This is a genomic window from Actinoplanes sp. NBC_00393, from assembly GCF_036053395.1.
GTDB lineage: Bacteria > Actinomycetota > Actinomycetes > Mycobacteriales > Micromonosporaceae > Actinoplanes.
Genome location: NZ_CP107942.1, coordinates 9,472,972 through 9,485,980 on the forward strand (window position 1 = coordinate 9,472,972; position 13,009 = coordinate 9,485,980).

Below are 13,009 nucleotides of genomic sequence, written 5' to 3' on the forward strand. Positions count from 1 at the left end.
GAACAACCGTACGACAATTTCAGGTTCCCGGCATCGTCCGCAGGACATGCGAGATGTGGTGCGAGGTGCTCCACGCGATCCAGCTGGCCTGGCTGCCGGCGCCCCGCGCGGTCCGAGCCCGGCGCGCGATCTCGGCATCACCCCAGGAGAACCGCGCCCCCGCCGCCGGCCACTGCTCCGACGTCACCAGGGTCCGGCACAGATCGTGGCAGCGGTCGTCGCTGCGCCCACCCCGCCGCGCCCACCGGTAGATCCACCAGTCCTGCTCGGTGGTGTAGCGCAGCGTGGGCAACTGCCGGTGATACTGCACGCCGTGTCGCCGGACCGGTGACGTCACCCCGTAATCCGCGTACCCGACGCCTGGTTCGCCGAGACGTTCCCAGACGCGCGCGTCCAGCCGGCCCAGCCGCACCGGACGGTCGGTGGGCAGATCGTCGAGGTTCGGCGGCATCGCGCCGGAAGCCACGCTCACTGACCGCCACGGCAGTCCCTTCGCCCAGCGGATCACCCGCCGGGCGCGTTCCACCACCTCGTCGGCGTGCGCGACGCAGGCGGTCTCGGCCAGATCGATCAGCAGGTCGACGTCGGCCGGATCGAGCGCCGTGATCGCCAGGACCCGGTCGATGACGGCGTCCGCCTCGGCCGGATTCCCGGCGTCGGCGTGCGGCTGAAGTCGCAGGATCGCGCGGCGCAGGTGCATCCGGGCGGCCAGCCCGTGCGCCACTAGTTGCCGACCACTCTCGTGCGGCCGCAGCACCGGGACCATCGCCACCCCGAGGGCGGCCAGTTTCTCGGCGAGCAGCGCCGGGTACGGCTCGGACAGGTTGCCGAGGTCCAGCGCCAGCGTGGCGGTCCTCGGTCGCAGCTCGCGGAGCAGGGCGAGGACGTTGTCGATCGCATCGACTTCCAGAACGGGCGCGACCCGCTCGGCTTCGTCGTCGGACAGGTGAGCCAGTGCGGCCAGCTCGCCGCGACGCGGCCGCAGGATCGGGCGGTAGACCCCGTCACGCTCCATCCATACACAGTGTTACGAATCGTATAAATGCGCAAGCATCGATTGATTTGCCTCCCATCCGTCCGGAAATTTGACCGGCACGTTGAGGTGCATCGGCTCGGTGGAGGGGTGCGCGTCCAGCAGCTCGGCGATCCCGGCCCGCGCCACCACCACACACGAGTGCCGGTGCCGGGAAGTGAGCACGCAGAGCCGGCCGGACTCCAGGTGGAAGGCGGTGGCATCCCGCCGGCCGGAGAGTGGGTGCAGCACGACGGTCAAGTCGTACTCCCGGCCCTGTAGACGGTTCGCCGTGTCCACGGTGACCTCGGCGGCCTCCGGTGGCAGCAGGGAGCGGATCACCGCGACCTGGTCGCGGTGGGCGGCGCCGATGGCGATCCGGTCCGCGGTGAGCGGGCCGGTCCCGGACTCGGAGGCGGCCACGCCGTCGCGGAGCAGGGCGCGGCCGGCAAGTGCCGCGCAGGCGGCAGCCGCCTCGGCGTCGGTCCGCACCGTGAACCGGGCCGGCAGCTCGTGCAACCCCCACCCGGTTGCCGCCGCGGTGTCCAGCACCTCGTCGAGTGGGCTCTCCGCCGAGCGCTGGAAGGCGAGTGTGCGGTCCATGGGACCAGTGCCTGAGCGGAACCCGGTGAACGGGTAGAAGGCCTCGGCGACGACCGGCGCCGCCGAGGCGGGCAGACGCCAGGAGACCGGCAGGCGGTGCACGGGCAGGTCGGGATTGTGCCGGAGCAGCACGGCCACGGCGCTCTGCATCGGATCCCAGGAGAGACCGACCCAGCGGTCGACCTCGACGGTGGAGAACGGGTCGAGCTGGCCTGGGTCACCGACGAAGAGGGCGCGCTCGAAGCGCGGCGCGACGCGCAACAACGCGTCAGACCGCATCTGGTACGCCTCGTCGACGATCGCCCACGGCCAGGTGCCTTCGGTGACGGTGGCCCACTTCGCCGCCGTACCGATAGTGATTGCCGGCGAACCCAGATCGGCGACCTTGGCCGCGACCCGGCATGCCTGATGTGCCCGGACCCGAGCCGAAGGCTCGTAATCGACCGCCGAGAGCCGGCCCACAGTGACCTCCGGCGAGCGGGCGCCCAGCCGGTCGATCAGGTCGTCCACCTGCTCGTTGGTCTGCGCCACGATCATCAACGGCTCGCCGGTGGCGGCCACCTCACCGGCCGCCCGGACCACCAGCGTCGACTTGCCGGCGCCGGGTGGGGAGTCGACGACCACGCCGCGATGGCGGCCGGAACTGAGGTCACTCAGCACCGCGGAGATGACGGTGGCGGCCTCCTCGGCCGGGCTGACGATCGCGTTCGAACTCACCCGGGCACCGTAGCGCCCGCCTCCGACAAAAACGCTCGGTCGCCACTTCGACACATCGGGTAGGTAGGCTGCCCCCATCATGGAAGATCGTGAATGGGCGTGGCCGGCAGTGGAACTGGCCGCCCTGCGGCTGGGCCGACGGCTCGGCATGCCGGTTCCGGCGTCCCAGCCGTACCGCTGGTCGTTCGTGCACATCGTGCCCAGCCTCGGGCCCGCCGACGAGGCGGCGGTCCGGGCGGGCCGGGTGCACAGCAACTCCGGCCGCAGCTTCCGCGTCGCCCAGTGGGAATTCGAGGCCGACAGATTAGAGGGGTACGACCACGACCTCGGCTTCGTCCGGCTGCGTCATGCGGAGGCGGCGGACGAGAGTGAGCTTCTTGCGGTGCTGCGGGAGTGGCGGCTGCCCCCGGCCGGATTCCGGTACTCCTGGGACACCGTCGACCCGTCCTGAAGCGGGTTGTCCACAGGCGCTTCGTGCACTTGTGGATTGGCTTGCCGAGGGTTGTGTCCGGGCGACCGCCTTTCCCGCCGGTTTCGGCCCTGGGCGGGCCGAGGTGTCACTTCGCCGAAGCGCCGACCTCGGGCGAGGGAGTAGTGGGAACAACCTGAACCCGTCAAGCTGTGACCGTTCACGTTCCGATGGGAAAGAGGCGCCCGCCCGAGGCCGCCCAGCGGTGCCGGCCCGCCCGGCGGTGACGTGGCCTGCCCGTATCCGCGGTTTCGCCTCGGGCGCTGGACGCTCGCCATGTCGAACGTCGCCCGTTCTGGGCTCGTTGAATCAGTTTAGTGTCAGCGTCTGCAACACCATCCCTGATGCCATTTTCTTTCTGCGGTTCAGTTGAAGAATGCGATTTGCCCTTGATGAATAGGCCAGCCAATCGCCCTGATTCAGAAGCGGCCGGAAGATACCTGGAATCCGAGCTCTCGCTGACGATCGAGTGGAAGGGCGCCGAGTCGGCGTTTTGACTTCAGTTGTGCCGGGCGTCAATGGCAGGGCGTCTGGCTGACGCTTAGCGCTCCTTCGACAGTCGGGAAGCGACGCTCTGCGTCAGCTGAGCATGATCAAGTCGGCTGGACGACGGAGTTAGGTCCGGAGCGCGGTGGTGTTGCGCGCAGGACGGGCGGCCGTAGGCGGAACTAGCGCGCGTGGGTGAGCCGACGCGGGGTGAAGCTAGTGCGGGCGAGGCTAGGCAGGAGGGGCGAGGCTAGGCAGGCAGGCGGGGCGAGGCTAGGCAGGCGGGGCGAGGCTAGGCAGGGCGAGGCTAGGCAGGCGGGGCGAGGCCGAGCGGGCTTGTAGCGCGTGGGCTGACTCGGCTTCTCGGGTGATGGCGGCGGGCGGCAGGCTGTGGGTCGGCGGGCTGCGGCGTTGGGCCGGACCTGTGGATGCTGTGTAAGAGAGCGTCTGGGCGTGGGTTGCGTCGCCGCTTCTGACCGCTGGGTGGGAAGTGACAAGTATCCGACAGTTGTCCTGTCGCCCGATGTCTGGTGATCATGTGGCCCGACGGGGCCATCGGCTTGCGGCGGATCTCGGTGCAAGTCCGTCGCGCGTCTGCAGCCGGTTTCGGCCATGGCGGCCATCCTTTGAGGACCGGCTCCAAGCGATCATAGAAGTTCCGGTGACGCTGGTGGCGCACCATTTGATCATGCCGCGTGAAATGATGTTTGCTTCTTCGTCACTGCCCGGAAATAACTCTCGTCTTCAATATCGGGTACGGGTGAAAAGCGAAACTGATCTGCAACTTGCGCGTGTGGTTCGCCGTGCAAGTTGCAGGTTTCGACGCTATGCGTCCGGCGGCTCCATCGTCGTGGCTAAGCATTGATCGACATGCGGACTTTCATTCACGGATGTTTCTATGATCTAGCAACATCCCCCTTCCAGTCGATCATTGGAAGTGCAACTCTTCTAGCCAGCAGTGACGTCAGTAACACGGACGGTGGTGGTGGGGAATGCGCCCAGACGTTCTCGTCGGTCCGAGTGATTGGCTGATCGAGCAGTTCGGTGACAAGGTCGCCGACGAGTTGTGGACCCGAGTGCCAGAAGCCTTGAGCACTGCGATCGACCGCGAGGTCCACGCTCACCCAGCCATGACCCAGACCATGGAACGTGTCCTAGCAAATCCGCGCTGGCCTTTGCCGTACGAGGAACTGGTTCTCTTCCTCGGCACCCTTCCCGGAGCGGAAATCATCAGTGTTCCCAGGTCCGTCTATCAACTGGTCCTGATCAACGGGCACGTCGTGGTGCCGTGGTGTTACGGCCAGTCAGCCCGGCTCTCGATGCGGGACGCCGAGATCGGCCGCTCCTTCGGCCGGCTCGCCCGCGAATTGCTCCGGCGGTTCGGTCCGCCGTGGCGCCGTTCACCGGTCGAGGCCCCGCTCCCGCTCGACGCCGTCGACGAGCGTGAGGTGGCCAAGATCTGCGCGGCGATCGCTCAGATCGCACCGAAACCGGAGGTTGTCATCGCCGGCTACGCCGGAGCCCCCAACCTCGGCCTTCTCCGCGCCTGCCTGGGCGAGATCAAGTCGACCGACAACGGCACCCTGAATTGGAGCCACCTGGACGACCTGCCGTTGCCGCCGCCGGTGATCCCGCGCCCTCGCCGCATGCAGTTCCCCTGACCCGAGCCGCGCGCTACCTCTTCCAGTTCTGAGGTACGTGCCTGATTCAGCCAGATCCGCGCTGCAGAGCAAAACGATCACGAGCCTGGTCCGGCTGACCCACAGTGTCTTCTCCGCCCGGATTAAACAGCACTGTGAGTCAGCCAGATCCCCTCGGCTGGCTCGCAGTGCTGTCTGAAGGCCGTTGAGACAGCACTGTGAGCCAGCCACAAAGATCGCCGCTCGAGCAAGCGCCTCCCGCCCGCCGGAGCATCGCCTCGGCCTGGGCGGATCTCTTGGTCAAGCGCTCCCACGCCACCGTTCGGCGCATCCTCCTGCGCCACGGGACGGGTCAGGGGGCCGTTGTCCTGCCGGCCGTTCGGCGCAGCCTCGGGGACGCGCTTCCTCCGGTCGCCGTTGCGGGCTGGCGCAGCTCTTCATCTTGCTGTGCTGGCTTCGGCGGGTGGTGTCCCCTAGGCAATGCAGTCCGGGTCATCGCCTGCAGGGTGGCACCGTTCCAGGTGGACCTGTTTGGGTTGCCGCCAGGAGGTGGCCGTTTCCGGGTATTGCCGCTCGGGTCGCCGTCTGCCGGGTGTGCTGTACCGGAGTGCGGCTGCTGGGCCGGTGGGGTTGTCATGACGGACGCGCGGTTCGGTGGTGATTGAAGGTGGACCGCGCCAGGATGATCGGCATGGGTGAGCGGGTCTCCTACGTCGTCACCGGTGGTGGCCGTGGCATCGGGCGGGCAATCGTCGAACGGCTTGTGGCTGCGAACGCTGTCGTGGCCGTTCTTGACTTTGATGGCGCCGGGTTCGATTGGATCGGGCGGCATCCGGACGGAGAGCGGATCATCCCGGTGATCGGGGACGCTGCTGACGAGAGCGTTGCCGGGCGCGCGGCCGAGGCGGCTGCTGCGGCGGCGCCTTTGCGTGGCTGGGTCAACAACGCCGCGGTCTTTCGGGACGCTCGACTGCATGAGGCGCCCGCGGAGGTTGCTGCACTCATCCGGAGCAACCTGGATCCGGTGCTGGTTGGGTGCGCGGTCGCCCTACGCCACTTCCTCGCTGCTGACCAGGGCCGCGACGACGCCGGCGGTGCCATCGTCAACATCTCGTCTCATCAGGCGCAGCGGGCCGTGCGGGGAGCCGTGCCCTACGCGACTGCCAAGGCGGCTATCGAGGGGTTGACCAGGGCGCTTTCGGTGGATTACGGGCCTTTTGGCGTACGCGTCAATGCTTTGGCTCTTGGGTCTATTGCTACTGAGCGTTCCGATTCTCACCTTGCTGGGCTGTCGGCTGCTGGGCAGCAGTGGTTCGCGGAGGAGATTCGCCGGCTTCAGCCGCTTGGGCGGATGGGTCGTCCCGGCGAAGTTGCTGAGGCGGCTGCCTTCTTGCTCTCCGAAGCGGCCAGCTTCATCAACGGCGCGATCATCCCGATCGACGGTGGGCGCTCGGCGGTCGGCCGGGACCCGGAAGAGCGGAATCCCTGAGAGGCGCCCACGAGACGGCAGGTCCGAGAGGCGTGACCTCGAAGGGGAGCACCGCCCAAGAGATGGCGGCTCGGCGGATCGATCGGAGAAGGCTGGAACCGTGGCAGGCGGCGGAGCCGGTGAGCGCGGCGGAGGCCGGAAGTCGGGGAAGGCGGAGAGGCCGGGAGAGGAGCGGCTGCCAGGCCGTGGCCGACGCCGGCTTGATGTCGGCACGCCGCCGGAAATGGCAGGCTCGCGGGATCGACGGTACGGCCTAAACTCCTGGGGATGGCTGAGCAGCGGGAGTCGCCCACGACGATCCGGGATCGGGCCGTGGCGGTGGCGGACTATCTGCTGGCCGTGCGGGCTCAGATGGATCGTCCGGCTCGTACTGTCCCGACGGATGCGCACTGGCTCGATTCCCTTCCGCGGCATCCGGATTGTCAGGTCGGCCCGGGGGTTGATGGCACGTCCTGGCTGAGGGTGGGTCGGCCTGATCTTCCGCCGCCGGTGGCGGTTCCGGCGGCCTTGCGTCGCAGGCTGCGTGGCGAGATCTCCGCGACGGACGAACCCGCCCCGACCGAGCTGACAGCAGAAGCCCAGAAGGAGCAGGCCAAGGCACTAGGCAAGCCGGTAGCCGAGGTAGCAGGCAAGCCGGAAGCCAGGGCCGAAGGCTCGGCAGAGGGAGACAGTAAGTACGGAGAAGCTGAGCCGGACCCCTTCGAGCTGTGGCGGGAGGAAGCCTGGCGCCCCTGGTCGGAAGCGACCGCCGCCGCCGAGCAGACACGGGAGCTGCATCGCCGGCTCTTCGACCGGATGCATCAGCTGGACATGGCGGTGGCCACCACCGAGCTGGTCTGGGGGCACGGCATCCTGGAGACCACGATCGACGGCACCCGGGTGCGTTATCCGCTGGTCGCCACGCCGGTGCTGATCGAGTACGACCCGGACCGGGCGCTGGTCAGCGTCTCCCCGGCTGGTCCGTCCCGGCTGCAGACCGCGGTGCTGAGCGGCCTCGACGAGCGCTACCTGAATCAGCTGGCCGGGCTCGCCGGCCCGGGCGGCGTGGTCGAGGTGGATCTCTGGAGCGAGTTCGAGCGGCGCGAGTTCTTCGAACGCGCGCTCACCCGCCTCGGCCATGACCGGATAATTCTGGATGAGTCCGAAAGATCCGATGCCAAGACCTTCATCCGCGACACCGCAGTCCTCTTCGCGCGACCCCGACAGCGGCAGCTGCGAGGCTTCCTGGAGAACCTGCGCGACCGCCTGACCAGCGGCGACTTCAGCGCGGTAGGTTCGCTGGCCGCCGTCGTCGCGCATGAGCCGAGCCGCCTCACCATGCCCGACGACCAGCCGGAACGCTGGGAGCGGGTGGGCGGCCGCCTCCTCATGCCACTGCCCACGAACGAGGCGCAGGAGTCGATCGCGCGCCGGCTGGCCCATCACCGCAACGTCGCGGTGCAGGGTCCGCCCGGCACCGGCAAGACCCACACCATCCGCAACCTGATCTGCCACCTGATGGCGAACGGCAAGCGGGTCCTGGTGGTCGCGCAGAAGGAGGAGCCGCTGCGCGTGCTCCGCGACGGCCTGCCCGAGGAGGTGCAGGCGCTCTGCCTGGCGGTGCTCGGCCGGACCACGGACCAGCTGGTGCAGCTCCAGCTGGCCGCGCGCGAGCTCTCCGACCGGGCGGCGACGCTGGACAAGGACGCCGAGGCGCGCCGGGTGGAGCGGCTCACCCGCACTCTGGAGGAGGCCGAGCGCGAGCATGCCGCCGCGCTGGCGGGACTGCGATTGATCGCTGAGAGCGAGGCTGTCTCGTACCAGATCGGTGGGGTTGCTCTGCTCCCCGCCGAGGTCGGCGCCTGGTTGCGCGAGCGTGCTGCCGCGCACGGCGGCATTCCGGATCCGATCTCGGGTCCGGCGCCGCTCACCATCGAGGATTTCGCGACGCTGCTCAAGCTGGCGGCGCGACTGTCGCCGGAGGATCGCGCGGCCGCGATGCGGCCGTTGCCGGAGATCCAGGATCTGCCGGATGCCGCCGAGACGGCGGCCCAGCGGGAGAAGAGCGCCCAGACCGAGGCGCGCCTGTCGCTCTTGGCAGATGCGGGCGTCGATCTGGCATCGGTACGCGTGGAGCGCCGCGCCGGTATGGCGGAGCTGGTGGGCGACCTGCGGGAGGCGGTGAACTGGCTGCGCCGGCGGGAGGGTACGTGGACCGACCGTCTCGGCCGGCTGCTGGACGACCCGCACTGGCGCACCGTCTGGACCGATCATGTGGCGGCCACCGAGGCGATCTACGGGGAGCTGGCCGGGCTGGCCCGGGAGGTGACCGGGCACCGGATCGTCGTGCCGGATCCGCTGCTGGCCGAGCCGAAGCTGCTGCTGATCCGGCTGGCCGAGATCCGGCAGCGGTTCGCCGCGGGTAGGGGCCTGAACCGGCTGTTGCAGGCCGCTCTGTACCGGCTGGCCGAGGAGATCCGGGTCGACGGCGAGCCGGTGCGCACGACGGCCGACGTGGATCTTGCGATCGCCGGGGTACGGCGTACCCAGGCCCGCCGCCGGCTGGGTGAGGTGTGGCAGGAGTGGGTGGAGCGCCTGTCGATCCCGGACCCGGCGAGCGGCTGGGGCGATCCGGAGGTCTGGGCCGGTGCGCTGCTCGCCGACGCGTCGCAGTCCCTCGACTTCGATCTGCACCGGTGGCCGCCTCTCGCGGGGCGGCTCGCGGCACTCGTACCCCAGCGGGAATTGCAGCCGGATGCGGCCTGCCTGGCCGAGGTGGCGGATCAGCTGGCCGGCGCCCTCGAAGTGTTCGCGCTGGACAAGGCGCAGACCGTGGAGCGGGCGGTGGCCGACCGGCTGGCGCTGTGGCCGGACCTGGTGGAGGCCTGGAAGAGCCTGGACGGCTGGGACGAGGCGGTCGCCGAGGTGCGCCGGCTGGTTCTGCTGCAACCGGATGTGATGCGGTTCCATGCCGCGCACGACCGGCTGGCGTCGATCGCTCCGGAGTGGGCCGCCCAGATCGCGGGCGGTGAGCATCCGGTCGTCTCCGGGCAGGCCTGCCTGGACGCCTGGGAGTGGCGGCGTGCGCAGACCTGGTTCGACGGGGTGGTCGGCGACGTCGATCCGGCGGTGCTGTCCCGCCGCGTGGAGCGCGCCCGTGCCAAGATCCGGCGGCTGACCGGCGAGCTGGTCGTGGCCTCGGCCTGGCTGGAGGTGGCCCGGGCCCTCGACGACCGGCGCCGGGCCGCGCTGGCCGACTGGACCACCGCGCTGCGCAAGATCGGCAAGGGCACCGGGCGGGGTGCCGCGGCCTGGCAGGCGCACGCGCAGCGGGCCATGGAGCAGGCGGTCACCGCGGTGCCGGTCTGGGTCATGTCGGTGGACCGGGCGATCGAGCAGTTCGCCGGTGGGGCGAAGTTCGACGTGGTGATCGTCGACGAGGCGTCCCAGGCGGATCTCTTCGCGCTGCCGGTGCTCTCGCTGGCCGAGCGGGCCGTGGTGGTCGGCGACGACCAGCAGATCGGGCCGCAGCTCGGGTTCGTCGGTTCGGTGTCCGGGCTGATCCGGCGTCATCTGGACGGCGTGCCGTCGGCCGAGCATTTCGACCCGGAGTCCTCGCTCTACGACCACGCGGTGCGCCGTTCCCCGGAGCGGATCCTGCTGACCGAGCACTTCCGCTGCGTACCGCAGATCATCGAGTTCTCGTCGCGGCACTACTACGACGGCAAGATCATGCCGCTGCGGGCGGACCGGCCGGCTCTGCCGCCGATTCAGACCGTTTTTGCCGCCACCGGCGTACGCCAGCCGCAGCCCGGCCTCGGCGACGTCAACCTGGAGGAGGCGAACGCGCTGGTCGAGCGGGTCACGAAGATCGTGGCCGACCCGCGGTACGACGGGAAGACGCTCGGCGTGATCAGCCTGTTGAGCAGCAGTGGACAGGCGAACTATCTGCTCACCCAGTTGCGCGAGGCGATCGGCGAGGACGAGATCCAGGCGCGGCGGTTGCGGGTGGGCGACGCGTACACGTTCCAGGGCGACGAGCGGGACGTCGTACTGATCTCGATGGTGGTGTCCGAGAACGATCCGCGGATCGCGGCGTTCACGAAACGCGACTACCACCGGCGGATCAACGTGGCCGCGTCCCGGGCGCGTGATCAGTTGTGGATCTTCCATTCGGTGCGCCCGAACGCTCTTCTCGCTGATGACGCTCGGGGGCTGCTTCTCGCGTACGCCCTCGATCTTCCGGTGGAGGGCGCCACTGCCGACCTGGCCGCGCGCTGCGAGAGTGATTTCGAGCGTGCCGTGCTCAAGCTCCTGGTCGGCCGGGGTTTCCGGCCGATCCCGCAGTTCCGGATCGGCGGCTACCGGATCGACTTCGTGCTGAACGCGCCGGACGGGCGGCGGCTGGCGATCGAGTGCGACGGCGACGCCTATCACGGGCCGGAGCAGTGGGAGAGCGACATGCGCCGGCAGTCGGTGCTGGAGCGGGTCGGCAACTGCGTCTTCGTGCGGATCCGGGGCAGCGTCTTCGCCCGGGAACCGGAGGCGGCGATGCGCCCGGTCTGGCAGCGGATCGCCGAGCTGGAGATCACACCGGTCTGACCGTCACTGCGTGCATGTCTTTGGACGCGTTGCGTGCATGTCGATGGCTGGTTGCGGGTAGGAAACTGCGCAAGGTTCCAAAGTGAATACTTGAAGTAACTGTCTGTCATGGAGGCGTGAGGGGTTTTCGGCGTAATTGCGGGGGAACGAGGTCATCCGATCGGTTGTTTCGTTACTCTGGATGGGCGATAATTCCCTGCTCCTGGCCTTGCCGGCGGAAACGTCAAAACTTTGACGCCGGTATCCACTGTTACTACGGCCTGGTGACAGGTCGTAATAGGTGAGGGGACTTGGTGGCAGGGGGATCAGCCGTGCGCAAGGGGGGAGGTGACGGCGGATGACGGTGCCCGAAGAACGGGAGCGTTGGACGCCGGCGCCACCAGCCATGCTGCCCGAGCCCCGGCAACCCACCGACGAGCGGGCCGCCTGGTTCACGTACACCGCCGCCGGTGACCAGATCGTCTGGTCCGCCGCGCTCTCCGCGATGATCGGCCGGCCGCCGGCCGAGAAGGAGATGACCCGGCAGATCCTGGCGCGTTACGTGCACCGCGACGACCACGCCAAGGCGCTCGGATCGATCACCGAGGCCTGGACCAGCCGGCACACCGTGCACACGACGGTGCGGTTGATGCGTACGGATGGTGGCTGGTTCGACGTCGACTGCCGCCTCGAGCCGATGATGAGCTCCGACGGCACGGTCCGCGGGATCCGCGGCACGGTTCGCGACGTCTCGTCCCGCGAGCGGGCGCGCCGGGAGTCGGCGCGGCTCACCCGGCGTGGCGAGACCGTGCAGGCGTCGCTGGTCGAGCCCGACCCGGCCACCGGCCTGCTCATCCGGGCCCGGTTCGCCGACGAGATCGACCGCGCCCTGCGCAACGCCGGCGGCGCGTTGCTGGTGGTGCGCGTACAGGGCCGCCAGCGTCCGGATGACAACGCCGAGCTGCTGCACCAGGTGGCCCGGGTGCTGGAGGAACACGTCCGGCCGGAGCACCTGCTCGGCCGGGTCGGACCCAACGAGGTCGCCGTGCTGTACGCGGGAACCTCGTGGCGGGACGCACGGGAACAGTCGCGGGTTCTGATGGCGACGCTGCGCGAGGAAGTCCAGGCCTGGGGTGGGCTGGTCCGTTTCGAACGTGATGCCGAGGCCGGCAGCCACGGTCTGCTGATCGACGCCGAGCAGGCCTGGCGGCAGTCCCGTGAGGCGGAACGCTCGCTCACCCGGCTGGCGCATCCGGTGCCGGTTCGTGACCGGCAGGGTTCGTACCGGACCCGGCTGGCCGACGCGCTCGGCACCGACCGGTTCACTCTCTACTCGCAGCCGATCCTGGAGCTGCAGACCAACAAGGTCACCCGGCACGAGCTGCTGCTCCGCGTCCTGGACGAGGCGGACGGCCCGCAGTCGCCGATCCAGGTGCTGGACGCCGCGGAGCGGCTGGACGCGGTCTTCGACATCGACCTCTGGGTGGTGGAGCGGGCCATGCGGCTCGCCGCCGAGGAGCCGGGCCTCTGCCTGCAGGTCAACCTCTCCGGCCGCTCGGTCGGCGACCCGCGGCTGACCACCGAGGTGGAGAAGCTGCTGGACCGCTACCGGGTGGACCCGGCCCAGCTCACCTTCGAGATCACCGAGACCGCGCTGATCGGGAACCTGAGTGAGGCCCGCCGGTTCGCCGACCGGGTCCGGGATCTCGGCTGCGGGCTCGCGCTGGACGACTTCGGCTCCGGGTACGCGTCCTTCCGCTACCTGCGGCTCTTCCCGATCGACCTGGTCAAGATCGACGGTGAGTACGTGGTGGATCTGGTCGACAATCCGCAGGATCAGGTGCTCGTGCGGGCGCTGGTGCAGGTGTGCCAGGCGTACGGGATCCACACGGTGGCCGAGTTCGTTCAGGACGAGGCGACGCTGCGGATGTTGCGCGAGCTCGGCGTCGATTACGTGCAGGGTTATCTGATCGGGCGGCCGTCGCCTGTTCCGCCGAGCCGATTGCGGGGAGCCTGACCCGGGTAACGTGCGG

8 protein-coding genes are annotated in these 13,009 nt (G+C 69.2%); 6 read left to right on the plus strand and 2 right to left on the minus strand.

Going from position 1 to position 13,009, the window contains the following annotated elements; translation table 11 throughout:
* Positions 1–19 precede the first annotated feature (19 nt).
* A complete protein-coding gene (locus OHA21_RS44050; RefSeq protein ID WP_328465624.1) occupies positions 20–1,015 on the minus strand; it encodes a beta family protein in 996 nt (331 codons plus the stop codon).
* A gap of 12 nt (positions 1,016–1,027) precedes the next feature.
* Positions 1,028–2,332, minus strand: coding sequence for an AAA family ATPase (locus OHA21_RS44055; protein WP_328465626.1), 1,305 nt, complete (start codon positions 2,330–2,332; stop codon positions 1,028–1,030).
* A 79-nt stretch (positions 2,333–2,411) separates the two neighbouring features.
* Here OHA21_RS44055 and OHA21_RS44060 point away from each other — a divergent pair, with 79 nt between their 5' ends.
* From OHA21_RS44060 to OHA21_RS44085, 6 genes are all read left to right on the plus strand, one after another.
* A complete protein-coding gene (locus OHA21_RS44060) occupies positions 2,412–2,783 on the plus strand; it encodes a hypothetical protein (protein ID WP_328465628.1) in 372 nt (123 codons plus the stop codon).
* A gap of 1,165 nt (positions 2,784–3,948) precedes the next feature.
* Positions 3,949–4,152 carry a hypothetical protein gene (locus OHA21_RS44065; protein ID WP_328465630.1) on the plus strand — a complete coding sequence of 68 codons (204 nt, stop codon included), beginning with the start codon at positions 3,949–3,951 and terminating at the stop codon, positions 4,150–4,152.
* Between the two features lie 127 nt (positions 4,153–4,279).
* A complete protein-coding gene (locus OHA21_RS44070) occupies positions 4,280–4,948 on the plus strand; it encodes a hypothetical protein (RefSeq protein ID WP_328465632.1) in 669 nt (222 codons plus the stop codon).
* 670 nt (positions 4,949–5,618) lie between these two features.
* Positions 5,619–6,416: an SDR family NAD(P)-dependent oxidoreductase gene (locus OHA21_RS44075; RefSeq protein WP_328465634.1), complete on the plus strand. Its 798-nt coding sequence runs from the start codon at positions 5,619–5,621 to the stop codon at positions 6,414–6,416.
* Between the two features lie 507 nt (positions 6,417–6,923).
* The gene (locus tag OHA21_RS44080) at positions 6,924–10,997 is read left to right on the plus strand and encodes an AAA domain-containing protein (RefSeq protein ID WP_328465636.1); all 4,074 of its coding nucleotides are present in this window, start codon (positions 6,924–6,926) and stop codon (positions 10,995–10,997) included.
* A gap of 337 nt (positions 10,998–11,334) precedes the next feature.
* The gene (locus OHA21_RS44085) at positions 11,335–12,993 is read left to right on the plus strand and encodes an EAL domain-containing protein (protein ID WP_328465638.1); all 1,659 of its coding nucleotides are present in this window, start codon (positions 11,335–11,337) and stop codon (positions 12,991–12,993) included.
* Positions 12,994–13,009: the final 16 nt, after the last annotated feature.

Bases quoted from the DNA above. Each gene is read 5' to 3' on its own strand.
- OHA21_RS44050 (WP_328465624.1), bottom strand. From the start codon at position 1,015: ATGGAGCGTGACGGGGTCTACCGCCCGATCCTGCGGCCGCGTCGCGGC.
- OHA21_RS44060 (WP_328465628.1), top strand. From the start codon at position 2,412: ATGGAAGATCGTGAATGGGCGTGGCCGGCAGTGGAACTGGCCGCCCTG.
- OHA21_RS44070 (WP_328465632.1), top strand. From the start codon at position 4,280: ATGCGCCCAGACGTTCTCGTCGGTCCGAGTGATTGGCTGATCGAGCAG.
- OHA21_RS44075 (WP_328465634.1), top strand. From the start codon at position 5,619: ATGGGTGAGCGGGTCTCCTACGTCGTCACCGGTGGTGGCCGTGGCATC.
- OHA21_RS44085 (WP_328465638.1), top strand. From the start codon at position 11,335: ATGACGGTGCCCGAAGAACGGGAGCGTTGGACGCCGGCGCCACCAGCC.